This is a genomic window from Cryobacterium sp. TMT4-10 (assembly GCF_004403275.1).
In the GTDB taxonomy this organism is placed as follows: Bacteria; Actinomycetota; Actinomycetes; order Actinomycetales; family Microbacteriaceae; genus Cryobacterium; species Cryobacterium shii.
In genome coordinates, this window is record NZ_SOGU01000056.1 from 1 (window position 1) to 23,693 (window position 23,693).

The 23,693-nt window shown below is 68.4% G+C and carries 23 protein-coding genes and 2 pseudogenes; 13 read left to right on the plus strand and 12 right to left on the minus strand.

The window, feature by feature from the left end; genetic code table 11:
- On the minus strand, positions 1-338 hold a 338-nt coding region (locus tag E3T42_RS17045), incomplete at its 3' end, for a hypothetical protein (RefSeq protein ID WP_206750368.1).
- Positions 339-416: 78 nt separating this feature from the next.
- Here E3T42_RS17045 and E3T42_RS08550 point away from each other — a divergent pair.
- The 3 genes from E3T42_RS08550 to E3T42_RS08560 are packed head-to-tail and all read left to right on the plus strand — an operon-like array spanning position 417 to position 3,536.
- Complete coding sequence (locus E3T42_RS08550; protein WP_241975937.1) at positions 417-1,703, plus strand: glycine betaine/L-proline ABC transporter ATP-binding protein; 1,287 nt, start codon at positions 417-419, stop codon at positions 1,701-1,703.
- Positions 1,700-2,587 carry a proline/glycine betaine ABC transporter permease gene (locus E3T42_RS08555; RefSeq protein ID WP_134402817.1) on the plus strand — a complete coding sequence of 296 codons (888 nt, stop codon included), beginning with the start codon at positions 1,700-1,702 and terminating at the stop codon, positions 2,585-2,587. Before E3T42_RS08550 ends, E3T42_RS08555 begins: the two co-directional genes overlap by 4 nt.
- Positions 2,588-2,639: 52 nt before the next feature.
- Positions 2,640-3,536, plus strand: coding sequence for a glycine betaine ABC transporter substrate-binding protein (locus tag E3T42_RS08560; RefSeq protein ID WP_134365205.1), 897 nt, complete (start codon positions 2,640-2,642; stop codon positions 3,534-3,536).
- 49 nt (positions 3,537-3,585) lie between these two features.
- Here E3T42_RS08560 and E3T42_RS08565 read toward each other — a convergent pair whose 3' ends face one another.
- The 5 genes and pseudogenes from E3T42_RS08565 to E3T42_RS08585 all read right to left on the minus strand — a co-directional run bounded on the left by E3T42_RS08565 (position 3,586) and on the right by E3T42_RS08585 (position 7,918).
- Entirely contained in the window at positions 3,586-4,044 is a 459-nt protein-coding gene (locus E3T42_RS08565) for a flavodoxin domain-containing protein (RefSeq protein WP_241975938.1), read from the minus strand.
- Between the two features lie 100 nt (positions 4,045-4,144).
- The gene (locus E3T42_RS08570) at positions 4,145-4,738 is read right to left on the minus strand and encodes an energy-coupling factor transporter transmembrane protein EcfT (RefSeq protein ID WP_134365206.1); all 594 of its coding nucleotides are present in this window, start codon (positions 4,736-4,738) and stop codon (positions 4,145-4,147) included.
- Entirely contained in the window at positions 4,735-5,415 is a 681-nt protein-coding gene (locus tag E3T42_RS08575) for an energy-coupling factor ABC transporter ATP-binding protein (protein WP_134365207.1), read from the minus strand. Before E3T42_RS08575 ends, E3T42_RS08570 begins: the two co-directional genes overlap by 4 nt.
- Positions 5,412-6,032, minus strand: a complete 621-nt coding sequence (locus E3T42_RS08580; protein WP_134365208.1) for a biotin transporter BioY — start codon at positions 6,030-6,032, stop codon at positions 5,412-5,414. Before E3T42_RS08580 ends, E3T42_RS08575 begins: the two co-directional genes overlap by 4 nt.
- Positions 6,033-6,099: 67 nt before the next feature.
- A pseudogene (locus tag E3T42_RS08585) lies at positions 6,100-7,918 on the minus strand (glycoside hydrolase family 15 protein).
- Positions 7,919-7,947: 29 nt separating this feature from the next.
- Between E3T42_RS08585 and E3T42_RS08590 the strand changes: the two are divergent.
- Entirely contained in the window at positions 7,948-9,324 is a 1,377-nt protein-coding gene (locus E3T42_RS08590) for a glucose-6-phosphate dehydrogenase (RefSeq protein ID WP_134402818.1), read from the plus strand.
- A gap of 46 nt (positions 9,325-9,370) precedes the next feature.
- On the opposite strand, the gene E3T42_RS08595 is transcribed toward E3T42_RS08590, so the two are convergent.
- From E3T42_RS08595 to E3T42_RS08610, 4 genes are all read right to left on the minus strand, one after another.
- A complete protein-coding gene (locus E3T42_RS08595; protein WP_134365210.1) occupies positions 9,371-9,784 on the minus strand; it encodes a hypothetical protein in 414 nt (137 codons plus the stop codon).
- 90 nt (positions 9,785-9,874) lie between these two features.
- Positions 9,875-10,063 (minus strand): hypothetical protein, encoded by a 189-nt coding sequence (locus tag E3T42_RS08600; RefSeq protein WP_134365211.1) that lies wholly within the window; start codon positions 10,061-10,063, stop codon positions 9,875-9,877.
- Positions 10,064-10,321: 258 nt separating this feature from the next.
- A complete protein-coding gene (locus E3T42_RS08605) occupies positions 10,322-11,128 on the minus strand; it encodes a PspA/IM30 family protein (protein WP_134402819.1) in 807 nt (268 codons plus the stop codon).
- Entirely contained in the window at positions 11,125-11,769 is a 645-nt protein-coding gene (locus E3T42_RS08610; RefSeq protein WP_134402820.1) for a hypothetical protein, read from the minus strand. Before E3T42_RS08610 ends, E3T42_RS08605 begins: the two co-directional genes overlap by 4 nt.
- A gap of 191 nt (positions 11,770-11,960) precedes the next feature.
- Here E3T42_RS08610 and E3T42_RS08615 point away from each other — a divergent pair, with 191 nt between their 5' ends.
- The 6 genes from E3T42_RS08615 (at position 11,961) to E3T42_RS08640 (ending at position 20,722) form a co-directional block, all read left to right on the plus strand.
- Positions 11,961-14,168: a bifunctional alpha,alpha-trehalose-phosphate synthase (UDP-forming)/trehalose-phosphatase gene (locus E3T42_RS08615; RefSeq protein ID WP_241975940.1), complete on the plus strand. Its 2,208-nt coding sequence runs from the start codon at positions 11,961-11,963 to the stop codon at positions 14,166-14,168.
- A 29-nt stretch (positions 14,169-14,197) separates the two neighbouring features.
- The gene (gene ilvD / locus E3T42_RS08620; protein WP_134365214.1) at positions 14,198-15,892 is read left to right on the plus strand and encodes a dihydroxy-acid dehydratase; all 1,695 of its coding nucleotides are present in this window, start codon (positions 14,198-14,200) and stop codon (positions 15,890-15,892) included.
- A 35-nt stretch (positions 15,893-15,927) separates the two neighbouring features.
- Positions 15,928-17,763 carry an acetolactate synthase large subunit gene (locus E3T42_RS08625; protein WP_134402822.1) on the plus strand — a complete coding sequence of 612 codons (1,836 nt, stop codon included), beginning with the start codon at positions 15,928-15,930 and terminating at the stop codon, positions 17,761-17,763.
- A 2-nt stretch (positions 17,764-17,765) separates the two neighbouring features.
- Positions 17,766-18,275 carry an acetolactate synthase small subunit gene (ilvN, locus tag E3T42_RS08630; protein WP_134365216.1) on the plus strand — a complete coding sequence of 170 codons (510 nt, stop codon included), beginning with the start codon at positions 17,766-17,768 and terminating at the stop codon, positions 18,273-18,275.
- 75 nt (positions 18,276-18,350) lie between these two features.
- Entirely contained in the window at positions 18,351-19,379 is a 1,029-nt protein-coding gene (ilvC, locus tag E3T42_RS08635; protein ID WP_134365217.1) for a ketol-acid reductoisomerase, read from the plus strand.
- A 206-nt stretch (positions 19,380-19,585) separates the two neighbouring features.
- Positions 19,586-20,722 (plus strand): FAD-binding oxidoreductase, encoded by a 1,137-nt coding sequence (locus E3T42_RS08640; RefSeq protein WP_134402823.1) that lies wholly within the window; start codon positions 19,586-19,588, stop codon positions 20,720-20,722.
- A gap of 60 nt (positions 20,723-20,782) precedes the next feature.
- Here the strand turns inward: E3T42_RS08640 and E3T42_RS08645 are convergent.
- Positions 20,783-21,064, minus strand: a pseudogene (locus tag E3T42_RS08645) (alpha/beta fold hydrolase); the annotation flags it as partial.
- A gap of 173 nt (positions 21,065-21,237) precedes the next feature.
- Between E3T42_RS08645 and E3T42_RS08650 the strand changes: the two are divergent.
- From E3T42_RS08650 to E3T42_RS08660, 3 genes are read left to right on the plus strand one after another with little or no spacing between them, the layout of a single operon-like run.
- Positions 21,238-22,296 (plus strand): zinc-dependent alcohol dehydrogenase family protein, encoded by a 1,059-nt coding sequence (locus tag E3T42_RS08650; RefSeq protein ID WP_134402824.1) that lies wholly within the window; start codon positions 21,238-21,240, stop codon positions 22,294-22,296.
- Between the two features lie 36 nt (positions 22,297-22,332).
- Positions 22,333-22,869: a DNA polymerase III subunit gamma/tau gene (locus E3T42_RS08655; RefSeq protein ID WP_134365219.1), complete on the plus strand. Its 537-nt coding sequence runs from the start codon at positions 22,333-22,335 to the stop codon at positions 22,867-22,869.
- Entirely contained in the window at positions 22,866-23,234 is a 369-nt protein-coding gene (locus tag E3T42_RS08660; protein WP_134402825.1) for a hypothetical protein, read from the plus strand. The genes E3T42_RS08655 and E3T42_RS08660 overlap by 4 nt, the downstream gene beginning before the upstream one ends.
- A gap of 10 nt (positions 23,235-23,244) precedes the next feature.
- Here the strand turns inward: E3T42_RS08660 and E3T42_RS08665 are convergent, their stop codons facing one another.
- Entirely contained in the window at positions 23,245-23,640 is a 396-nt protein-coding gene (locus E3T42_RS08665) for a DoxX family membrane protein (RefSeq protein WP_134365221.1), read from the minus strand.
- Positions 23,641-23,693 lie beyond the last annotated feature (53 nt).

Here is a 23,693-nt window from a genome sequence, read left to right on the forward strand (position 1 = left end):
CGGTGGACGGTGAAACACCTGGAGGCCGGCACCCTGAGGTGGACCTCGCCGAGCGGGCGCGCATTCGTGACCGAGCCGGCCACGTTCATCCGTGCGGTGAAACCCGAAGCGCCGCCGCCGGAGCCCGACCCAGGGTTGCCTACCGCCGCTGAAATCGCAGATCCTGCGATGAAAACTCCCCCCGTGTTAGGGTAGTAGCTGGTCTTACGACCCTTCACCAGGACGCGAACACGCAGCCACGACCCCATTGGGACGGCCATTTCGTATGGTGAGGCCCTGACGGATGCGGTCCCATGATCGCTCCAGCCCACGCCCGAAACGGCGTCGAGGCCGGTCACGGCCTACCCGTCCGACACAGCGCGCACCCGACACGTCGGCCGTCAAGACGGCCGCGCCCGGCGTGCCGGGGAGAATCCGTGACCGAAACCATTGCCGTGAAGGCAGATCGACTGTCCAAAGCGTTCGGGCGTCGCCCGCACGAGGTAGTCAAGAAAATGAAAGCGGGATCGAGCCGCGACGAGGTGTCCTCGCTGGGCACCGCCGCCGTGATCGACGCCTCCTTCGAGGTGCACCGTGGCGAGATATTCGTGGTGATGGGGCTGTCCGGCTCGGGCAAGTCCACCCTGATCCGCATGCTCAACGGTCTACTGGATGCCACCTCCGGCACCGTGACCGTGGCGGGTCAGCCGATCACCGGCATCCCGGCCGCCCAGCTGCGGGACGTGCGTCGCAAGAACATCTCCATGGTCTTCCAGCACTTCGCCCTGCTGCCGCACCGCTCGGTCATCGACAATGTGGCCTACGGACTCGAGGTGCAGGGTATGGGGCGCGAGGAACGCCTGGCCAAGGCCCGCACCATCATCCGTCTCGTGGGGCTCGACGGCTGGGCCGACAGCCTGCCGTCTGAACTCTCCGGTGGGATGCAGCAGCGCGTCGGCCTCGGCCGCGCACTCGCCGCCGACACCGATGTGCTGCTGATGGACGAGGCCTTCTCGGCTCTCGACCCGCTGATCCGCCGCGAGATGCAGGAACAGCTGATCGAGCTGCAGGCCGAGCTCGGCAAGACCATCATCTTCATCACGCACGACCTCAACGAGGCCATGTTCCTGGGTGACCGCATCGCGGTCATGCGCGACGGGCGGATCGTTCAGATCGGCACGCCGGAAGAGATCCTCACCGACCCGGCCAACGATTACGTCGCCCAGTTCGTGCAGGACGTCGACCGTGCCCGGGTGCTGACCGCTGCCAGTGTGATGGAGCCGGTGCGCGCCGTCGTCACGACCACCGGTGGTCCGCGTGCCGCCCTCCGCATCATGCGCGACTTCCAGACTTCCGCCGCGTTCGTGCTCAACCGCGACGGCAGCTTCGCCGGGGTCGTTCGCGACCGCGACGTGCTCAAACTCGTCAAGGCCGGGGACGCCGACCTGCGCTCGATCATCCTGGGCGACGCCGTCTCGGTCAGCCCGGATGCCCCGCTCGTCGAGCTGGTCGAACCCTCGGTTGAGAGCGACCTGGCCATTGCCGTCGTCGACGAGAAGAAGCGCCTGCTCGGCGTCATCCCCCGGGTGACCCTGCTGGCCGCGCTCGGCAACGTGAGCACGAACACCGGTGACCTGCCCGTGATCGAGCCGGCGGCGACCATCTCCGTCAGCATGATCACCGAAACCCTGCGCGAAACCGCGCTGGAAGGAGCCGCACTGTGAACGACTTCCGCCTTCCCCTCGGCACCATCGTCGAGGGCTTCATCGACTGGATCACCGACACGTTCGGTTTCTTCTTCGACTTCATCCGGGCCGCCTTCGACGGTGCGTATGAGCTGGTCGACTTCCTGCTGGTGACGCCGCCCTTCTGGGTGATCATCGTGCTCGCGGCGGGACTGGCCCTGGCCACCCGCGGCTGGAAATTCATGGTCGGAACAATCCTCGGCCTCACGGTGATCGTCGGCGTCGACCAGTGGGAAAACGCGATGGACACCCTCGCGCTGGTGCTCGTCGCCAGTGTGCTGGCGATCGCTTTCAGCCTGCCGCTGGGAATTCTGGCGGCCAAATCGACGGTGGCGTCCAACATCATCCGCCCGATTCTGGACTTCATGCAGACCATGCCGGCCTTCGTGTACCTGATTCCCGCGCTGATCCTGTTCCGCGTCGGCGTCGTTCCCGGCATCGTGGCCACCATCATCTTCGCGATGGCTCCGGGAGTGCGCCTGACCGAACTGGGTATCCGCGGGGTGGACCGGGAAGTCGTCGAAGCCGGCCAGGCCTTCGGCGCCTCGCCGTGGCGGATACTCCGCCAGATCCAGCTGCCGCTGGCCATGCCGACCATCATGGCCGGTATCAACCAGGTCATCATGCTCTCCCTGTCGATGGTCGTCATCGCAGGAATGGTCGGTGCCGGTGGGCTCGGAGCGGATGTCGTCGCCAGCCTGAACCGCATCGATGTCGCACTCGGCTTCGAGGCCGGCCTGGCCGTGGTGATCCTCGCGATCTTCCTCGACCGACTGACCGCGGCCCTCGGCACCGGCGACACCCCCCTCGGCCGCATCCTCGCGGCCCGCAAGCGTCGCAGCCAGCAAGCTCTGGCTGCCTGACCTGCTCACTGTTGCACCCCGGTCACCGTCAGGTGACCCGAAAGGAAACACCATGAAGAAACGATCACTGTCCCTCCTCGCCATCGGAGCCGTCGGGCTTCTCGCCCTGTCCGGCTGCGCGGCCTCCGAAGCGGAGACCGTCGGAAACGGCAATAAGGACAAGAAAGACATCACCATCGCCGTGTTCAACGGCTGGGACGAAGGCGTCGCGGTGTCCGAACTCTGGAAGGCCATCCTCGACGAGAAGGGCTACAACGCCGAGCTGGAATACGCTGACGTCGCCCCCGTCTACTCCGGTCTCTCCACCGGCGACTACGACCTGAACATGGATGTCTGGATGCCCAAGACCCACGCGTCCTACGTCAAGGAATACGGCGACGACATCGTCGATCTGGGGGCCTGGAACAAGGAATCACGGCTGACCATCGCCGTGAACGAGGACGCCCCGATCGACTCCCTCGACGAGCTGGCCAAGAACGCCGACAAGTTCGGCAATCGCATCGTCGGGATCGAGCCCGGAGCCGGCCTGACCAAGGCGACCACCGAGAAGGTCATCCCGACCTACGGCCTCGAGGACATGGAATACCTGACCTCGTCGACCGCCGCCATGCTCACCGAACTCACCGCGGCCACCAAAGCCGGCGAGAACATCGCCGTGACCCTCTGGGAGCCGCACTGGGCGTACGGTTCGCTGCCGATCAAGACCCTCGACGACCCCAAGGGCGCGCTGAAGGGCAAGGAGAGTCTGCACTCCTACGCCAAGGCCGACTTCGCCGACGACTTCCCGCGGGCCACCACCTGGATCAAGGGCTTCGACATGGACCTCGACAAGCTGTACTCGCTCGAAAAGGCCATGTTCGTCGACTACGACGGCAAGGACTACGAGCCGATCGTGGCGAAGTGGATCTCCGAAAACCAGGATTACGTGGACTTGCTCACCAGCAAGTAGCGCAACCCCACAAGGCCCGGATCCCCTCGATCCGGGCCTTTTTCGCGCACTATCGGTGGATGGCGGACACGATCGACCCCGCCCACGCGACCGCTTTCTCGAGCTCGCCCGCCGCCAGGGGACCGTGCGTGCCCTCCACGACGAACCCCACGGGCCTGGCCACGATATGGGCGCCCGCCCGCTCGAGGGCGTGCGCCATCTTGCCGGCGGCGTCTCCGTGGATGAACAGCCTGAGCCGCGTGTCGAACGCCGCGGCCCGCACCCCTCGCAGGGTTCCGTGGCTGAACTGGGCGAGGAACGTCTGCATCCGCGGCGAGGGACGCCAGCCGTTGACCGGGCCGCCCACGACGAGGAGTTCGACGCCGGTGAGACTGTCGAGTCCCAGACCGGCAACGGGAACGGCTCGGGTGTCCTCGCCGAGCTCTGCGGCAATCGCCTCGGCGATCACCTGGGTGTTGCCGAAGTTCGAGTCGTAGACGACGAGCGTGCTCATGTTTCCTGTGCCCATGGTGTCCTCCACTATCGGGTCCGGGGAGGTTCTGCCCTGTTCAGTCTGCCCCCGGCCATGCGGACCGGCAAGGGATGCGGCGCCTCGGCCGGGGAGCGGTTCAGTCGTCGAGGCCGCGGGCCACCAGGGCCTCGCCGATCGCGTCCGCCGCATACAGGGAGCGCACCACGACCGGCACAGCGAGGGCCAGCAGAGATCCCTGGGTTCCCCGGGCCCGGCGGGCCTCGATCACCTCGGTCACGATCTCGGCGACGAGGGGGATGCAGCGCAGGGTGAGGGCCACGAGCAGTCCGACCCGGTCGGCGTCGATCCAGCGGCGCAACGGCCGCAGCATCCGTTGGAACCCCTCGAGCACGGCCGTGACCGTGGTGGTCAGGGTGAACAGTGCGGCCAGCGCCACCGCGATCAGCAGGCGCCCGGCCATCAGGCCGGCGACGGTCCAGCCCGCGAACAGAGCCTGCACGGGCACGGCGATCAGCAGGACCCAGAGGATCGGCCCGATCTGCTGCCAGGCCGGTGCCAGGGGCACGCGCGCCACGAGGTAGAGCCCGAACACGACCGCGAGGGCGGCGCCGAGTTGCCACGGCTCCCCGAGCAGCCCCACGATCATCACCCCGGCGGAGAGCAGCGCCAGCTTGAGCAGCATCGGTGCACGGTGGATGAGCGAGTGCCCGGGGTGGTACAGCCCGATCATGCCAGCAGTGCCCGATACGACCCGAGGGCGGCCTCCGGCGTGCCGTCGGCGACGACCCGGCCGTCCTCGATCACCACCACACGGTCGAAGGCGGCCAGCAACTCGAGCTGGTGGGTCACCACGATGACCTGCTGGCTCATCCCGAGCAGGAGCTCGGTGATCCGGCGGGCGTTCCGCGCGTCGAGCAGGGTGGTCGGTTCGTCCGCCACCACGATCTGCGGTTCAGCGACGAGCACGGCGGCCAGGGCGAGCAGCTGTTTCTGACCGCCGGACAGTCGGTGCGCCGGGTGGTCGGCATGCTGGCTGAGGCCGAACCGATCCAGCGCGGCCGTCGTTCGGGCGGCTACCTCATCCCGGGTCAGCCCGCGCCGCCGCAGGGTGAACGCGACGTCCTCCGCGACGGTGGGCATGACGATCTGGTTGTCCGGGTTCGTGAAAATGAACCCCACCTTGCGCCGCACCTCTTTGGCGTTGCGGGCCACGTTCAGCCCGTCGACCGTGACCGTTCCGCTGTCGGGGGTGATCAACCCGTTGATCAGCCGCACCAGCGTGGACTTGCCGGAGCCATTGGCGCCGACGATCCCAACCCTCCGCTCGGTGAGATTCAGACGGATGTCGCGTAGCACCATCCGTTCGCCGAACGCATGCGAGACCCCGTCGAAGCTGATCGAGCTCATCGGCGACCGGCGAAGACCTTCGACGTGCGGGCTGACCGGCGACGCACCGGGATCAGCCCGGGGTAGGCCTTGTGCACCTGGCGTGCGACCAGCACGGTGACGACAGCCTTGAGCACGTCACCCGGCAGGAATTTCACGCTGTCGACCGCCGCAACCCAGACCGGCAGGCCCAGGTTCAGCGCGGTGACCGGTACGCCGACGAGGTAGACCACGACGATGCCGCCCAGCACGGTCGCACCCAGCGCGGCCCAGAACGGGTAGCGGGGGAGCAGCCTCCCGGTCAGGTAGCCGATGACCACCACGCCCAGCAGCCAGCCGTAGAGGTAACCGGCCGCCGGGCTCGTGGTGAACCAGACCAGCCCGCCGCGGCCGCCCGACAACAGGGGCAGGCCCGCCGCGGCCAGCACAAGGAGCAGCGCCACGGCGAAGAAGCCCTTCCGGGCGCCGAGCACGGCGCCCGCCAGCATCACCCCCAGGGTCTGGAAGGTGATCGGCACGGCCACCGCACCGATGGTCAGGGCGCCCGGCAGCCCCAGGGCAGCGATCAGGGCGGCGAAGATGGCAATCTGCGCGAGATCACGGACGGTGAGTGTGCGGGTGCGGGTGCGTGCGGTCATGCTCTTCAATCTAGAATCCTCCGGCGGCCCCGTTCCGACGAAGACCTACAAAGAATATGACCGAACTCTATAATCCTGGGCCGGCGGCGGATGTTCCGACCGGCACGGAGCCGGCGACGATCGCGTCAGCCGCCAGCGCCAGCGCCAGGTGGGACAGCGCCTGCGGCGTGTTGCCCGCCTGGTGACCGTAGCGAACGCCGTACTCCTCGGAGAGCAGGCCGACGTCGTTGGAGAGTGCTACCAGACGCTCCATCAGGGCCGTCGCGTCGGAGCCCCTGCCGGACGCGGCATACTGTTCGACCAGCCAGAACGAGCACGCCAGGAATGGTTGCTCGCCCGCGGGGAGACCGGCCACGGTCGTGTCGGTGCGGTAGCGCAGCACCAGGCCGCCGCTGAGAAGGTCGGCCTCGATCGCGGCCACCGTGCCGAGCATCCGTGGATCGTCCGGCGCGCAGAAGCCGACCTGGGGGAGTACGAGCAGGGATGCGTCCACATCGCTACCGCCGAAGTACTGGGTGAAGATGTTGCGCTCCGCGTCGAATCCGTGCCGCTCGATGTCCAGCCGCACCTTCTCGCGCAATTCGGCCCAGCGCTCGACCGGCCCGTCGAGTCCGAACTCGCTCACGCCGCGCACCATCCGGTCGAAGGCCGCCCAGACCATCACGCGGGAGTGGGCGAATTCGCGGGCCGGTCCGCGCACCTCCCAGATGCCCTGGTCCGGGCGAGACCAGTTGTGCTCGAGGTAGTCGATCAGGGCCCGCTGCAGCGGCCAGGAGAACTCCGTTTCAGTGATCCCCGCCTCGCGGGCAGCGTGCAGCGCAACCAGCACCTCGCCGATGACGTCGGCCTGGAACTGGTTGACGGCGCCGTTGCCCACCCGCACCGGTCCGGCGCCGCGGTATCCCGGCAGGCTGGTCAGCTCGCGTTCGGGGAGGTAGCGTTCGCCCGAGAGCCCGTACATGATCTGCACATCCTCCGGGTCGCCGGCAACCGCCAGCAACCGCCCGCAACAGCCAGGCCCGCCAGCCCTGGGCCTCCACCTCGTATCCGTGGGACAGCAGCACGGACCGGGTGAGGGCGGCATCCCGGAGCCAGACGTACCGGTAATCCCAGTTGCGGTGCCCGCCCCGGGACTCGGGAAGGGACGTGGTCGCGGCAGCCACGATTCCCCCGGTGGTCTCGTGCGTGAGCGCACGCAGCACGAGCATCGATCGCACCACCTCGTCCCGGAAAGCGCCTTCGTGGGTGTACGAGCGCGCCCAGCCCTGCCACCACTCGGCCGTGCGGTGCAGGGAGTCGGTGACATCCAGGGCGTGTGGCGGCTCCTCGTGCGACGGGTACCAGGCCAGTTGCAGGTCGACGGTCTCGCCGGCCGCGACGGTCAATTGCGAGACGTGCCGGTGGTCCGCCGGAGTCAGGCCGGGACCCCGCAGGATCACGGCGTCCGGACCCGCCACGGCGATCAGGTCACGCTGGTCTCCGCGGCGGAGCTGGCGAACCCAGGGCATGGTCGTCGCACAGCCGAAGCGGATGCGTAACTCCTGGCCCATCCGCACCGATCCGGAGATGCCCAGCACCCGGCGCACCAGGTCCGATCGCCGATCGCCGTGGGGCATGAAATCCAGGACCCCCACCTGCCCCGTCTCCGTCGTCCAGACCTGGGACAGGATGAAGGTGCCGTCGACATAGGAGCGTGTGCAGGTGGCCGAATCGTCCACGGGCGCCAGGAGCCATCGTCCGTGGTCCTCGTCGCCGAGGAGGGCCCCGAACATCGAGGCCGAGTCGTAGCGGGGCAGGCAGAGCCAGTCAATGCTCCCGTCCCGGCCGACGAGGGCCGCGGTGTGGCAGTCGCTGATCAGGGCATAATCTTCGATGTTGAGCGCCATGCAGACACCCTGCCAGCTAGGTTTGTCAGATGACCGCGCACATCTCGACGTTTCTTCTCCTGGGTGCGGGCGGGGACCTGTCATCCCGCCTTCTCATGCCCGCCCTGGGTCAGCTCCTGACGAAGCAGCCCGAGCGCCGGCTGCAGCTGGTCGGAGCGGGGCGGGAAGAATTCACTCCGGCCGCCTGGCGGGCCGTCGTGAAGAAATCGTTCGCCACGGCCGGAGCCTCAGGGTCCGCCGTGGACAGGGTCATCGCCGAGACCACGTATCACACGGCGAATCCCGCGGATCCGGCGGACCTCGCCCGGGTGCTGGCGGAATGCGAGGGCGTGCCGGCCGTGTACCTGGCCGTGCCTCCCGCCGTCGCCGCCCTGGTGTGTGACGCGCTCGCCGAGGTCGGGCTGCCGGCGGGCGCCCAGATCGCCCTCGAGAAACCCTTTGGCGTCGATGAGGAGAGCGCCGTCGCCCTGAACGCCCGGCTCGCCGGATTCGTGCCCGAGAACCAGATCCATCGCGTTGACCACTTTCTGGGGCGCTCCACCGTCTACAACCTGCTCGGGCTCCGATTCGCCAACCGGATCTTCGAACCGCTGTGGAGCAGCGAGCACATCGAGCGTGTGGACATCGTCTACGACGAGCAGCTCGGCCTGGAGGGCCGGGCGGGGTACTACGACCGCGCCGGCGCCCTGGTCGACATGATCCAGAGTCACCTTCTGCAGGTGCTGGCCGTGCTGGCCATGGAGCCACCGTCCTCTCTGGGAGCGGCCGACCTCCGGGATGCGAAGGGAATCGTGCTGCGCGCCACCCGGCTGCGCAACGGCAACCCCGCACGCAATAGCCATCGCGCTCGCTACACCGCCGGTGTCGTCGACGGGCACTCCGTGCCGTCGTACGTCGATGAGCACGGGGTGCGGGCGGAGAACAATACCGAGACTCTGGCCGAGGTCACTCTCGAGATCAACACCTGGCGCTGGGCGGGCGTCCCGTTCACCCTGCGATCAGGGAAGGCCCTCGCCGAGCGCCGCCGTGAAATCGTGATCACTTTCAAACCGGTGCCGTACCTGCCGACCGGGTTCGGCGCCCAGCCGGGCCCGACCGTCCTGCGGATCCTGCTGGTCCCGGACGAGATCTCGCTGGAACTGAACCTCAACGGCCCGGGGGACCCGCTCACCCTTGACCGGGTGCACCTCAACGCGGCATTCGGGCCGGGTCAACTGCTGGCGTACGGCGAGGTGCTCGAGGGAGTGCTCGGCGGGGATCCGACGCTCTCGGTGCGTGGGGACTCCGCGGAAGAGTGCTGGCGCATCGTGGCGCCGGTGCTTGCCGCCTGGCGCACGGATGCCGTACCCCTGGGGGACTATCCGGCGGGGACCACGGGCCCGGCGGATTGGAAACCCGTCGGCTGACTGACCCAGGAGCCCAGACCGGTCGGTCTGGCTGCTCGCGCCGCTCTTAAGCGACGAGTCGGGCGCGATCCGTCGACTCGGCCGCTTCGGGCGCGGCCGAGGAGAAGTGGGGCAGTGCCACGGGGGCCAGGGCTGCTCGCTCCGGCTCGGCCCACACGGAAATCGGGGCCGGCGTCCAGGACAGGGCCGTCGGCTCCGCCGAGACCTCGCCGCGCAGGGCAGCCGTCTCGATGCGCAGCACGGCAGCGAGCGAGGACGCGATCTGGTGTGCCTTCAGGCCGTGGAAGATCACATCGGTGTCGTCGCTGCTGCGGGGCACGAGGGTCCACTGCCCCTGGGTTCCGACAAGCTGCGCGAGCTGCTCGTGCAGAAGAGCGAAGACCTGTTCGTCGGTGAGCTCGGCCAGGGGCGGCGGGGTGACCGGCGCCACCGGTTCGACGCGACGTCGACGACCAAACATCGGGGAGCCCCTCTCGGCTGTGCTGAGTATTACTCCCAGTGTGCCGCCTTCACGCAGGCAAACCGTTCTGACACGCCGCAGAACCCCCGGTCAGTGCTCGATCTGGCGCTCGTCGGCGTCTTCGATGATCGTGCCGACGGCGACGGCGAAACTGAGTCCCCAGCCGATCCACATCAGGACCAGACGCCAGTCGTGTTTCTCGGTGCGGGTGGCGTGCAGGATGTTCAGCCCGCCGGCCAGTACACCGAGCATGGCACTGCTGAAAATGAACTTGCGCATAAAAGGGCCTCCTGCCTCCACGCTACCCGGCCCACCGGATATTCCTGTGATCCGACCCGTTTTTTCACCGGCCACTGCCCGCTGCCCGCCGCCCCACGAACTGCTCGCGAACCAATTCGACGGAGATTTTGCCGATATCGTGCCCCGGCGCACCGATTGGGTGGTTTTAACTCAAAATCTCCGTCGAATTGGTTCGACGCCGGGCCTGCTTCACCGGCACGGACTTCGTCGGAGCGGGCGGGCTGGTTCGCCGACCGGTCAGGGGGTGTTCGGGCCCTGGCCGATGCTCAGCCAGGCGTCGGTTCCGGGCTGGGGTCGGGCTCCGCCCCGGCTGCCCGGCCCGGTGCCGGGGGCGCTGCCCGGGCGGGAAGCGCGGGCGTTCTTCATCGCCTGGAGTTGGCGGTCGACGTCTGCTTTCGTCGTGCCGGCCGACAGCTGGCGTTCGAGGTCCGCGTCGGGCGCGGCGGTGGCATCGCTCAAGGCGCCGCTGGAGAGCAGCTCGTCGGTGGCGGCGGCGCGGGCCTGCATCTGCGCGACCCGGTCTTTGGCCCGGTCGAGGTTGATGCCGACATCGCTCATCTGGGAGCCGATCCCCGCCGCGGCCTGGTTGGCCCTCACCCGCGCCTCGGACGCGGAGTAGGTGGCCTTGATCGTCTCTTTCTCCGTGCGGAAGGCGGCGACCCGTTCAGCGAGGCGACGCTCGTTGTCGTGCAGTTGCGCCTGCTGGTGTTCCAGCGCGCGGTACTGGTTCTGCAGGGCCGCGACCTGGCTCTCGAGGAGGGAGCGGCGCTCGAGTGCCGTGCGGGCGAGGTCTTCCCGTCCCTGGTTCAGAGCCTCCTGGGCCCGGTCGGCCAGCCGCTGGTAGCGGGAGCCCATTTCCTGCCCCTGCAGCTCGATCCGTTTCTTCGTCGTCGCCACCTCGGCCAGTCCCTGCCGCATCTGCTGCAGCATCCTGACCTGTTGCTCGTAGCTGTCGTCGAGGGCCTCCCGGGGGTCCTCCAGCCGGGTCAGGGCTCGGGACGACTTGCTGCGAAGGATGACCCGCAGCCGCGAGCTGATGGTCATGATCCGTTCCCCCCGGTCAGACGGTTCGTTGACACCCGGTTCGTGGACCCCCGGTGCATCGCCTCAAGGACAGGAGGGGAGGGGAATGCGTCGTTGCCGTTGAGCGTGCGCAACTCCTGCACTCCGGCCCTCAGCGCGTCGACCTCATGGTCGACATCGGAATGCAGGGTCATCAGGCTGTCGTCGGTCAGGTCGCCGAGGCCGGAAGCGACGGCCGAGCGCAGGCGGCGCACCAGCACGGCGACCTGGTCGACCCGGCGGCGCGCCACCGGTATCGCCTCGGCGAGAACGGCGGGATCGCTCTCGCTCTGCAGCAGCCGCAACTGCGTTTCCAGCGTCGCGCCCTCGCTCCGGACCCGGCGAAAGAGCCGCGGGAGTTCGCCGAGCGGGCCCTCGCTGCTTCGGGCCAGGTCGACCGCTGCCTGCCCGCTGTCGAGAGTGTCCTGCAGCCGCACGCGCAGCTTCAGGACCTCGCGTTGCGGGCCCCGGACCACCCGGGCTTGTGAGCGCAGAACCGCGCCGGTCAGCATCCGGCTCGGGCGAAGGCGTTTGTAGAGCATGCGCACCACGACGAAGGTCACGATGAAGGAAACAAGGATGATGACGAAGAGTGCGATCAGCACCGAACTGAGCGTTGTCATGGGTCCGCCTTTTTCGAACGGTTCTCGTTGGGTCATGCCACGTCGCGACACGTTTGCAAACCAAAATACGCCGCTTTCCGACCCGCTGGTAGCCTTGAAAGTCCACCCAGGCGATCGCCTCCGCGCCCGCCGGAACGGACGAGACCATTTCTTCTTCAGCCGAACCCACGGCATCCGCCGATGGCCACGACGTGACCTATTCCCTGGTCGTGGTCTCCAACCGCCTCCCGGTCGAGATCGACGTCGCCGACGACGGCACCGAGAGTTGGCGCACCTCGCCCGGCGGGCTGGTCACCGCCCTGGAGCCGTTGATGCGGAGTTCCGACGGCGCCTGGGTCGGCTGGCCGGGAGTCGCCGACCGCACCTTCGAACCGTTCGAGAACGACGGCATCTCGATCGTGCCGGTGCGGCTGAGCGAAGCCGACCTCGAGGACTATTACGAGGGCTTCTCCAACGACACCATCTGGCCGCTGTACCACGACGTGATCGCACCGCCGAGCTTTCACCGCGAGTGGTGGGACGCCTATGTCCGGGTCAACCGGCGCTTTGCCGAGGCCGCCGCCGCCGCCGCGTCCACCGGCGCGACCGTCTGGGTGCACGACTACCAGCTGCAGCTCGTGCCACGGATGCTGCGCGAGGCGCGCCCCGACCTCGTGATCGGCTTCTTCAACCACATCCCCTTCCCGCCCTACGGGATCTACGCCCAGCTGCCCTGGCGCAAGCAGATCCTCGACGGCCTGCTGGGGGCCGACCTGGTCGGATTCCAGCGCCTGGCCGACGCGGGCAACTTCTCCCGGGCCGTGCGCCGCCTCTACGGTTACCCGACCCGCGGCGTCGCCATCGACGTTCCGGCGCCCGACGGCCAGACGCGGCGAGTGATCGCCAAACACTTCCCGATCTCCATCGACGCGGCCTCCTACGAGGAACTGGCCCGTGACCCCGAGGTTCAGGCGCGCGCCCGCCAGATCCGCGAAGACCTCGGCAACCCGAAGACCATCATGCTCGGCGTCGACCGCCTGGACTACACCAAGGGCATCGCGCACCGGATCAAGGCCTTCGGCGAGCTGCTCGCCGACGGCAGCCTGAGCGTCGAGGACGTCACCCTGGTGCAGGTGGCCAGCCCCTCCCGCGAACGGGTCGGGCCTTACATCGCGCTGCGGGACGAGATCGAACTGGCGGTCGGCCGGCTCAACGGGGACTTCTCGACCATCAGCCACACCGCCATCAGTTACCACCACCACGGCTACCCGCGGGAGGAGATGGTCGCCCTGTACCTGGCCGCGGACGTGATGCTCGTCACCGCGCTCCGGGACGGCATGAACCTCGTCGCCAAGGAATACGTCGCTGTGCGCTTCGACCGCGACGGCGTACTCGTCCTGAGCGAGTTCGCCGGGGCCGCCGACGAGCTCAAGCAGGCCGTGCTGATCAACCCGCACGACATCGACGGGGTAAAGGCGGCCATCCTCCGGGCGATCGCCATGCCCCGCCCGGAACGTCAGCGACGGATGCGCGCGCTGCGCCGCAAGGTCTTCGACAACGACGTCGCCGCCTGGTCCTCGTCCTTCCTCCGCACCCTCACCGAAGGAGCCGCCGTGCGCCCCGGAATCCCCGACGCCCTCGTGGGCGCGCTCCGCGAGGTCAGCGGCGCGGACAAGCTCCTCGTGGCCCTCGACTTCGACGGGACCCTCGCCCCGCACGTCGACCGGCCGGAAGATGCGCGGGCCGTGGACGGCACCCGGGGCGCCGTGCAGCGCCTGCTCGACCTGGACGGAGTGCGGGTGGCCTTCGTCTCCGGCCGGGCCCTGGTCAGCCTGCGGTACGTGTCCGACCCGCAGGATGACGTGCTGCTCACCGGCTCCCACGGGATCGAGGTGCAGCTCGACACCGCCGACATCCAGTTGGATCTCGTGGCCGCCGAACTGGAACAACTGGAAACCCTGAACCGGGTGCTCGAGGGCATCTCCGCATCCGTCGAGGGCACCTGGATTGAGCGAAAGCCCGCGGGGCGCGCCCTGCACACCCGCCTGGCCACGCCGCAGGCCGGCCAGGCCGCCCAGAAGGAGGCCAGGGACCAGCTCAGCGTGCTGATACCCGGGATGACCGTGCGCGCCGGCAAGGACGTGCTCGAGTTCGCGGTGCGGGGCAGCACCAAGGGGGACGCGCTCGAGCGGCTCCGCGAGTACACGGGAGCCGACCGGGTGTTCTACGCCGGGGACGACCTGACCGACGAGGACGCCTTCGCGGTGCTGCACGAGGGTGACCTCGGCCTCAAGATCGGCGCCGGGCCGTCACTGGCCGGCTACCGCGTGCGGGGGCCTGAGGAGGTTCCCCGGGTGCTGGGAATCATCGCGGACATCCGGGAGGCGGCCGCCACCGCGGCCGAGGCCCGGGCGAACTGAGCCCCACTTCGAGGTTCTAGACTCAGTGCATGACTGAGATCGATCTGAAGCCACGCAGCCGCGACGTGACAGACGGGATCGAAGCCACCACTTCTCGTGGGATGCTTCGTGCCGTCGGGATGGGAGACGCCGACTGGGAAAAACCCCAGATCGGTATCGCCAGTTCCTGGAACGAGATCACCCCCTGCAACCTGTCGCTGGACCGCCTCGCGCAGGCCGCCAAGGAAGGCGTGCACGGCGGCGGCGGCTACCCGCTTCAGTTCGGCACCATCTCGGTCTCCGACGGCATCTCGATGGGCCATGAGGGCATGCACTTCTCCCTGGTGTCCCGCGAGGTCATCGCCGACTCGGTCGAGGTCGTCATGCAGGCCGAGCGACTCGACGGCTCCGTGCTCCTGGCCGGCTGCGACAAGTCGCTCCCCGGCATGCTGATGGCCGCCGCGCGCCTCGACCTGGCCAGTGTCTTCCTCTACGCCGGCTCGATCGCGCCCGGCTGGGTCAAGCTCTCCGACGGCACCGAAAAAGACATCACCATCATCGACTCGTTCGAAGCGGTCGGCGCGGTGAAGGCCGGGCGGATGTCTGAAGCCGACGCCAAGCGGATCGAGTGCGCCTTCGCCCCCGGCGAGGGTGCCTGCGGCGGCATGTACACCGCCAACACGATGGCCAGCGTCGCCGAGGCCCTCGGCATGAGCCTGCCCGGCTCCGCCTCGCCCGCCTCCGCCGACCGCCGCCGCGACTACTACGCGCACCGCTCCGGCGAGGCCGTCGTCAACCTGCTGCGCCTGGGGATCACGGCCAGGGACATCCTGACCCGCAAGGCCTTCGAGAACGCGATCGCGGTGGCGATGGCGTTCGGCGGCTCCACCAACGTGGTGCTGCACCTGCTGGCCATCGCGAACGAGGCCGAGGTCGACCTGACCCTCGACGACTTCAACCGGATCGGCGACAAGGTTCCCCACATCGGCGACCTCAAGCCGTTCGGCAAGTACGTCATGAACGACGTGGACCGCCACGGCGGGGTTCCCGCCGTCATGCGCGCCCTGCTCGAGGCCGGGCTGATCCACGGCGACGCGCTCACCGTGACCGGCAAGACCGTCGCCGAGAACCTGGCCGAGGTCGACCCACCCGAACTGGACGGCGAGGTGCTGCGCACGCTCGACAACCCGATCCACGCCAGCGGCGGCATCACCATCCTCAAGGGGTCGATGGCCCCCGAGGGCGCCGTCGTCAAGACCGCCGGCTTCGACTCCGACGTGTTCGAGGGCCCGGCCCGCGTGTTCGAGCGCGAGCGCGCCGCCATGGACGCCCTCACCGAGGGCACGATCGAGAAGGGTGACGTGGTCGTCATCCGCTACGAGGGCCCGAAGGGCGGCCCGGGAATGCGGGAGATGCTCTCGATCACCGCGGCCATCAAGGGCGCCGGGCTCGGCGCCGATGTACTACTCTTAACGGACGGTCGATTCTCAGGCGGCACAACCGGACTGTGCATCGGCCATATAGCACCCGAAGCGGTGGACGCAGGTCCAATCGCCTTCGTGCGCGATGGTGATCTCATACGGGTCGATATCGCAGCTCGCACGCTCGACCTACTGGTCGACCCTGATGAGCTGGCCGTCCGGAGTGTTGGCTGGGCCGCTCTGCCTCCGCGCTACACCCGGGGCGTTCTCGCCAAGTATTCGAAGCTCGTGCAGTCCGCGGCCGTTGGCGCCGTGACCGGCTAGCTCACCATTCGCAATCGAACTAGGGATTTGATTTCATGACCGCGGACACCTCACCCGTGCCATCGCCATCGCCATCGCCCTCGCCCTCGACCGCCGCCGCGTCCGTGGACGCGGGCCAGGGCAAGCCGGAGATCCTGACCGGCTCGGGGGCCATCATCCGATCGCTGGAACTGCTGGGAGTGACCGACGTCTTCGGCCTGCCCGGCGGCGCCGTGATCCCGCTCTACGACGAGCTGATGACACAGGACTCCATCCGGCACATCCTGGTGCGCCACGAACAGGGCGCCGGCCACGCGGCCGAGGGCTACGCGTCCGCCAGCAACCGGGTGGGCGTGGCCATCGCCACCTCCGGCCCGGGCGCCACCAACCTGGTCACGGCCATCGCCGACGCCTACATGGACTCGGTGCCGATCCTCTGCATCACCGGTCAGGTCTTCTCGACCCTGATGGGCACGGATGCGTTCCAGGAGGCCGACATCGTCGGCATCACCATGCCGATCACCAAGCACTCCTTCCTGGTCAAGCGGGCCGAGGACATCCCCGCGGCCATCGCCTCGGCGCACCTGATCGCCTCCACCGGCCGTCCCGGCCCCGTGCTCGTGGACATCACCAAGGACGCCCAGCAGCAGAAGGCGCCCTTCATCTGGCCGCCGAAGCTCGACCTGCCCGGCTACCGCCCCATCACCAAGGCGCACGGCAAGCAGGTGCAGGCCGCGGCCCAGCTGCTCGCCGAGGCGAAGAAGCCCGTGCTCTACGTCGGCGGCGGCGTCATCCGCGCCCGGGCGTCGGAAGAACTGCTCGCCTTCGCCGAGCTGACCAACACGCCCGTCGTCACCACCCTGATGGCCCGAGGCGCGTTCCCCGACTCCCACCAGCAGCACCTGGGCATGCCCGGCATGCACGGAACCGTGTCCGCGGTGCTGGCCCTGCAGGAATCCGACCTGATCATCGCGCTCGGCGCCCGGTTCGACGACCGGGTCACCGGCAAGGTCTCCGAGTTCGCGCCGCACGCCTCGATCGTGCACGTCGATGTCGACCCCGCTGAAATCGGCAAGATCCGCGCCGCCGATGTGCCGATCGTCGGCGATGCCAAGGATGTCATCGCCGACCTCACCGCCGCCTACGCGGCCGCCGCGAAGACGACGACCCCCGACATCAGCGCCTGGTGGACCTACCTCAGCGGCCTGCGCGAGGAATTCCCGCTCGGCTACGCGGAACCCACCGACGGGCTGATGAGCCCGCAGTTCGTGATCCAGCGCATCGGCGAACTGACCGGGCCGGAGGCCGTGTACGCGGCCGGCGTCGGCCAGCACCAGATGTGGGCCGCCCAGTTCATCAAGTACGAACGTCCCAACTCCTGGCTGAACTCCGGCGGAGCGGGCACGATGGGCTACTCCATCCCCGCGGCGATGGGCGCCAAGGTCGCCGAGCCCGACCGGGTGGTCTGGTCGATCGACGGCGACGGATGCTTCCAGATGACCAACCAGGAACTCGCCACCTGCACGATCAACAACATCCCGATCAAGGTCGCGATCATCAACAACTCCTCCCTGGGCATGGTGCGCCAGTGGCAGACCCTGTTCTACGACGGGCGGCACTCCTTCACCGACCTCAACACCGGGCACGGCTCCGACATGGTGCCGGACTTCGTGAAGCTGTCGGAGGCCTACGGCGCCCTCGCCATCCGCGTGACCAGCGCCGACCAGGTCGACGACGCCATCAAGCTGGCGCTCGCGACCAACGACCGCCCGGTCGTGATCGACTTCGTGGTCAGCCGCGACGCGATGGTCTGGCCGATGGTGCCGCAGGGCGTCAGCAACAGCTACGTCCAGTACGCCAAGGACCATGCACCGACCTGGGGAGAGGAATAACCATGACCAGCCACGTTCTGAGCCTCCTGGTCGAGGACAAGCCCGGCCTGCTGACCCGCGTCGCCGGCCTGTTCGCCCGCCGCGGATTCAACATCGAGAGCCTCGCCGTCGGTCACACCGAGGTCCCCGGTCTGTCCCGCATCACGATCCTCGTCGACGTCGAGGACGCCCCGCTGGAACAGGTGACCAAGCAGCTGAACAAGCTGATCAACGTGATCAAGATCGTCGAACTGGACCCGGCGCAGTCCGTGCAGCGCGAACACCTGCTCGTCAAGGTGCGCGCCGACAACACGACCCGGTCCATGGTGCTGGAAGCCGTCACGCTCTTCCGCGCCCGCGTCGTCGACGTGTCCGTGGACGCCGTCGTGATCGAGGTCACCGGCGACTCCGGCAAGACCCAGGCTCTGCTGCGCGTCCTCGAGCCCTACGGGATCAAGGAAATCGCCCAGTCCGGCCTGCTGGCCATCGGCCGCGGATCGAAATCCATCAGCGAACGCGTCTTCAAGAACTGACCTGCCGGTCTCCACCGTTTGACCTTCCGGTCTCCACCAGCTCGACCCAATCCCCACACTAAGGAGAATTACCCCGTGTCTGAGATTTACTACGACAAAGACGCCGACCTGTCGATCATCCAGGGCAAAAAGGTAGCCGTCATCGGCTATGGCTCGCAGGGCCACGCCCACGCGCAGAACCTCCGCGACTCGGGTGTCGAGGTCGTCATCGGTCTCAAGGAGGGCTCCAAGTCCAAGGCCAAGGCCGAAGAGGCCGGTTTCACCGTTCTCAGCACCGCCGAGGCATCCGCCTGGGCCGACGTCATCGTCATCCTCGCGCCCGACCAGGTGCAGCGTCACCTGTTCGCCGCCGACGTCCTGCCGAACCTGGCCGAGGGCAAGGCCCTCGTCTTCGGACACGGCTTCAACATCCGTTTCGGCTACATCCAGGCCCCCGAGGGCATCGACGTCGTCATGGTCGCCCCCAAGGGACCGGGCCACACCGTGCGCCGTGAGTACGAGGCCGGCCGCGGCGTCCCCGTGATCGTGGCCGTGGAGAAGGACGCGTCGGGCCAGGCCTGGCCGCTCACCCTCAGCTACGCCAAGGCGATCGGTGGCCTGCGCGCCGCCGGCATCAAGACCACGTTCACCGAAGAGACCGAAACCGACCTCTTCGGCGAGCAGGCCGTTCTCTGCGGCGGCGCGTCGCAGCTGATCCAGTACGGCTTCGAGGTTCTGACCGAGGCCGGCTACCAGCCGCAGGTCGCCTACTTCGAGGTGCTGCACGAGCTCAAGCTCATCGTCGACCTGATGTGGGAGGGCGGCATCGCCAAGCAGCGCTGGAGCGTCTCCGACACCGCAGAGTACGGCGACTACGTCTCCGGCCCGCGCGTGATCGACCCGCACGTCAAGGAGAACATGAAGGCCGTTCTCGCCGACATCCAGAGCGGCGCGTTCGCCGAGCGGTTCATCCAGGACCAGGACGCTGGAGCGCCGGAGTTCCTCGCCCTGCGCAAGAAGGGCGAAGAGCACCCGATCGAGGCCACCGGCCGCGAGCTGCGCAAGCTGTTCGCCTGGAACGCCTCTTCCGACGACGACTACGTCGACGGCGAAGCCGCGCGCTAACACCCAAGCGCGTATCAACAACGGGGCCGATCCACACGATCGGCCCCGTTTGCGCGTTAAAACCGCTGATGGCCCGGGGCATGCGTCCGGGGTGCTTGCCGCGGCCGGCAGGTGTTTAACATGGTTTCCAGTGGATGAACCCGGCCGCTTCCACTTTCCTCACGCGCGGCCAGCAGACATCGACGACGGCAATCGCAGGTGAACCCATGGGCAAGCAGACGACACGGCAGCAGAGCGGGCATCCCCACTCCCTCGACGCGGTGAACGACCTGCAGAGGCATATTTCCGGTCTCGTGATCACGGTCGGCGACACCGGCTACGACGAGGCCAGACGCGTCTGGAACGGCATGATCGATCGCCACCCGGTCGCGGTCGTGCGGGCTGCCGATGCGGGCGACATCGGTCCGGTGGTGCAGTTCGCCCGCGCCCACGGCCTCACCATCGATAACCTGGTCGCCGCCGAGGTCCTGACCGCGGCGGGGGAGAACGTGACGGCGAGCGACTCCGAGAACTCCGAACTGCTCTGGGGGCTGCGCGGAGGCGGCGGCAACTTCGGGGTGGTGTCCACGTTCACGTTCCAGGCGCATCCGCTGCCCGCCGAGGTGTTCTCCGGCAACCTCGTCTACGGTCGGGACCGCTGGCTGGAGGCGCTCCGCGCCTTCGAGGCCTGGACCCGAGACCTGCCCGCCGAGCTGACCTCGATCATCAGCTTCCTGGTGCCGCCGCCCGGCTGGGAGCCGGGGGACGACCCGCTGATGCTGCTCGGCTTCGCCTGGGCGTCACCGGACATCGCGGCCGGCGAGGAGATCGTGGACCGACTGCGCCGGGCCGCGCCGCCCGACGCCGAGGTGGTCGAACCGGCGCGCTGGACCGCATGGCAGTCTGCCGTCGACGAGCTCTTCCCCCGGGGCGTGCGTGGGTACTGGAAGAACACCTCCTTCGACCGGCTCGACGACGACGTGATCCAGGTCATCGCCCGCCGGGCGGCCGAACAGACCTGGCGTGGGACGGGATTCGACATCCACCACATGGGCGGCGCGGTCGCACGGGTCGACGAGGAGGCCCCCCCGTTCCCGAACCGGGCGGCACAGTTCTGGCTGAACATCTACGGCTTCTGGCCCGATGCCGCCGACGACGAAGCCCGGATCGCGTTCGTGCGCGGGTTCGCCGCCGAGATGGAGCCCTTCGCCTCGGGCTGCCAGTACGTGAACTTCCTCGGGGCGGAACCTGACCAGGACCCGCTGGCCGCAGCATTGGCCGTCTTCGGGCCCGCGAAACTCCGGCGCCTCAGCGGGCTCAAGCGCACCTGGGACCCGCACGGCGTCGTTGACCCGGTTCAGTAGGGCGACACCGTTCGCGGTGTGCCGGAAGTACCCCGGCTCGAAGACGAGCACCTGGCGCACGAGCGACGGATGCCGCAGCGCCAGCTGCAGCGCCACGATCCCGCCGGCGCTCGCGCCGAAGACCGCGGCGGGGGCGAGGCCCAGCGCCCGAAGCAGCGCCGCGGCGTCGTCGGCGTGCCGGGCCGAATCACACGGCCAGTCCTCGCGGCCGCTGCGCCGGGTGCCGCGAGGTTCCCACGTCACCACGGTGAAACCGGCCAGGCGCTCGGCGATCGGCCGGAACATCTCGGCGTCGTCGCTGGCGGCACCCATGAGGAGCACCGGCGGACCGGCGCCGCGCACTTCGGCGTACAGCCGGCATCCGTTCAGGTCATACCAGCCGATGCGCGGTTCCGGGGCGCCGGTAAGGGCGAAGGGATTGCCGTGGGACTCCCCATCCGTGATGGAAAAAGTCTACGGGAGTACCGTGTTCGACGCCGGGGGAATACCCGGAACCCGTCGACGAAGGAGTCACCATGAAGGCGCTTGTTTACCACGGTCCCGGCAAGAATGCCTGGGAGGACGTGCCCGACCCGACGATCGTCGAGTCGTCCGACGCGATCGTGCGGGTCGACACCACCACCATCTGCGGCACCGACCTGCACATCCTGAAGGGCGACGTTCCGGCCGTGCAGGAGGGCCGCATCCTCGGGCATGAGGGCGTCGGCACGATCACGGCGGTCGGCAACGCCGTGCAGAGCCTCGCGGTCGGCGACCGCGTCATCATCTCCTGCATCAAGTCCTGCGGGCACTGCGTGAACTGCAAGACCGGGCTGTACTCGCACTGCCTCGGCGACGAGGGAGCGTCCGGCACGGGCTGGGTCTTCGGCCACCTCATCGACGGAACCCAGGCCGAGTACGTGCGGGTGCCGTATGCGGAGAACTCCCTGCACAAGCTCCCGGAGGGAGTGAGCGACGAGCAGGGCGTGATGCTCTCCGACATCCTGCCCACCGGATTCGAGATTGGGGTTCAGTACGGCCGGGTCAAGCCGGGTGACGCGGTCGCCGTGATCGGGGCCGGGCCGGTCGGGCTGGCTGCCATCGCGACGGCCGGGCTGTACGGCGCCGGCACCATCATCGCCGTGGACCTGGACGAGAACCGTCTGGAGCAGGCGCGCCTGTTCGGGGCGACGGATGCCGTCGTCTCGGGCGCCGCCGACTGGAAGGAGCAGGTCCTCGCCCTGACCGACGGCGCCGGAGTCGACGTGGCGATCGAGGCGGTGGGGATCCCGGAGACCTTCTCCATGGCCCTCGACGTCGTGCGTCCCGGGGGCAACGTGGCCAATGTCGGCGTGCACGGGAAGTCCGTCGAGCTGCACCTGGAAAACCTGTGGATCCAGAACATCAACATCAGCATGGGGCTGGTGAACACCAACACCACGCCCATGCTGCTCAAACTGGTGGCCCAGCACAGGATCCCCGCAGAGAAGCTCGCCACGCACCGGTTCAGCTTCGACCAGATCCTGGACGCCTACGACACCTTCTCCCGCGCTGCCGAGACGAAGGCCCTGAAGGTCGTGATCAGCCGGGTGTGACCATCCGAGTGTGATCAGACTCGGTACGCTGGAGCCATGACTTCTGGAACCGGCAACGGCGATAATCGGGACAGCGACGCCCTGGGCTGGGCCGGAGACGACGACCCCACGCTGGCGTCCGGGACCGAGACGGGGCGCCCCGGCGCGGCCGTCGAGCGACCCGCCGAGGCCCCTGCCGAGCAGGCCGGTGAGCCCGACATCTCGGAGGTGCCGGAGGGCTGGACCGTGGCGGGCCCGACCGCGGCCGTGGAAGCCGCCGAGGCAGCCCGCGGGCGGGTGCCGATGAGTTCCCTGACTCTGGTCGCCCTGGGCGTCTTCGGCGGCGTCTACCTGCTCTACACGATCGGCTGGTTCGTCGGCGTCGGCCGGATCCAGAACCCCCTGGTCGACGTGCTGGGCCAGTTCATGTTCTCCCTCGGACTCTGGCTGGCCGTCGCCGCTCCCGCGGTCTGGTTCGCGGTGACGTTCTGGCTGACCCGCACCCATCCGAGAGCGCGGATCGGCTGGCTGCTCCTCGGGGTGGTGCTGCTCGCGCCGCTGCCGTTCATCTTCGGAAACGGGGCGAGCGCATGAGCGACGCGAAACTGACGACATCCGCTGCCGCACCCGCCTCCCGGCGCCGTACCCCGCGCTGGCTCCGTTTCGGGATCGCCATCGTGTTCGGCCTCTTCTACGCGTACGACATCTGGGAGGGGATCGGCAACCTGGTCGGCCTGAACCAGACCGCGCAGGGCCTCGACACCCAGTTCAGCGGCTTCGGCCTGTTCGTGCTGCTGACCGGCATTCTGCTGCCCATCCTCGTCTACCTGCTGGCCGCCTGGCTCGGCCGTGCCAGGGGAGCGGGCGCCCAGGCGGCGCTGTTCCTCGCCGGGCTCTGCCTCAACGCGGCCATCGCCGCCGACATCTTCATGTTCGGACTCGGCAGTCTGATCGCCTGACCGGGTCCGGTCAGAGAATGGCCACCACGATCAGGCCCATCAGCACGAGCTGGCCGATCAGGCGCGGCACGAGGGGGATGGCGGCGGGGCCGAAGCGGTCCGGGTAGCGGGCGGCGAAGGCGTTCGCCGGGAAGACGGCGGCCAGAAAGACCACCAGGCTCACCCCGGCTGTAACAATCGTGCTACCGATCAGCAGACCGATGCCGCCGGCGATTTCGCAGAGACCCGTCACGATCACCAGATTCCGAGGGCTCAGCGGCCCGGCGAAACGCAGTCGTGGCGGGATCATCGCGGCCATCGTGCGTGCCACGGGCGGCAGGAAGTGGGTGATCCCGGCCCCGATGAAAACCACGGCCAGAACGATGCGGAGTGCCCACTGGACGTCCGGGAAGGTAACGATGCTCATGCCCCCATTCTGCAGCCGATAGAATATTGCCATATCGGGCGCCCCAGGGTCGC

Excerpts from the sequence above, each read along its gene's own strand:
- E3T42_RS08625 (WP_134402822.1), top strand. The coding sequence starts at position 15,928 with ATGACCGCGGACACCTCACCCGTGCCATCGCCATCGCCATCGCCCTCG.
- E3T42_RS08580 (WP_134365208.1), bottom strand. The coding sequence starts at position 6,032 with ATGACCGCACGCACCCGCACCCGCACACTCACCGTCCGTGATCTCGCG.
- E3T42_RS08565 (WP_241975938.1), bottom strand. The coding sequence starts at position 4,044 with ATGGGCACAGGAAACATGAGCACGCTCGTCGTCTACGACTCGAACTTC.
- E3T42_RS08595 (WP_134365210.1), bottom strand. The coding sequence starts at position 9,784 with ATGTTTGGTCGTCGACGTCGCGTCGAACCGGTGGCGCCGGTCACCCCG.
- E3T42_RS08655 (WP_134365219.1), top strand. The coding sequence starts at position 22,333 with ATGACTTCTGGAACCGGCAACGGCGATAATCGGGACAGCGACGCCCTG.
- E3T42_RS08605 (WP_134402819.1), bottom strand. The coding sequence starts at position 11,128 with ATGACCATCAGCTCGCGGCTGCGGGTCATCCTTCGCAGCAAGTCGTCC.
- E3T42_RS08560 (WP_134365205.1), top strand. The coding sequence starts at position 2,640 with ATGAAGAAACGATCACTGTCCCTCCTCGCCATCGGAGCCGTCGGGCTT.
- E3T42_RS08575 (WP_134365207.1), bottom strand. The coding sequence starts at position 5,415 with ATGAGCTCGATCAGCTTCGACGGGGTCTCGCATGCGTTCGGCGAACGG.
- E3T42_RS08665 (WP_134365221.1), bottom strand. The coding sequence starts at position 23,640 with ATGAGCATCGTTACCTTCCCGGACGTCCAGTGGGCACTCCGCATCGTT.
- E3T42_RS08660 (WP_134402825.1), top strand. The coding sequence starts at position 22,866 with ATGAGCGACGCGAAACTGACGACATCCGCTGCCGCACCCGCCTCCCGG.
- E3T42_RS08650 (WP_134402824.1), top strand. The coding sequence starts at position 21,238 with ATGAAGGCGCTTGTTTACCACGGTCCCGGCAAGAATGCCTGGGAGGAC.
- E3T42_RS08590 (WP_134402818.1), top strand. The coding sequence starts at position 7,948 with ATGACCGCGCACATCTCGACGTTTCTTCTCCTGGGTGCGGGCGGGGAC.
- E3T42_RS08600 (WP_134365211.1), bottom strand. The coding sequence starts at position 10,063 with ATGCGCAAGTTCATTTTCAGCAGTGCCATGCTCGGTGTACTGGCCGGC.
- E3T42_RS08640 (WP_134402823.1), top strand. The coding sequence starts at position 19,586 with ATGGGCAAGCAGACGACACGGCAGCAGAGCGGGCATCCCCACTCCCTC.
- ilvD (WP_134365214.1), top strand. The coding sequence starts at position 14,198 with ATGACTGAGATCGATCTGAAGCCACGCAGCCGCGACGTGACAGACGGG.
- ilvN (WP_134365216.1), top strand. The coding sequence starts at position 17,766 with ATGACCAGCCACGTTCTGAGCCTCCTGGTCGAGGACAAGCCCGGCCTG.
- E3T42_RS08610 (WP_134402820.1), bottom strand. The coding sequence starts at position 11,769 with ATGACAACGCTCAGTTCGGTGCTGATCGCACTCTTCGTCATCATCCTT.
- E3T42_RS08570 (WP_134365206.1), bottom strand. The coding sequence starts at position 4,738 with ATGATCGGGCTGTACCACCCCGGGCACTCGCTCATCCACCGTGCACCG.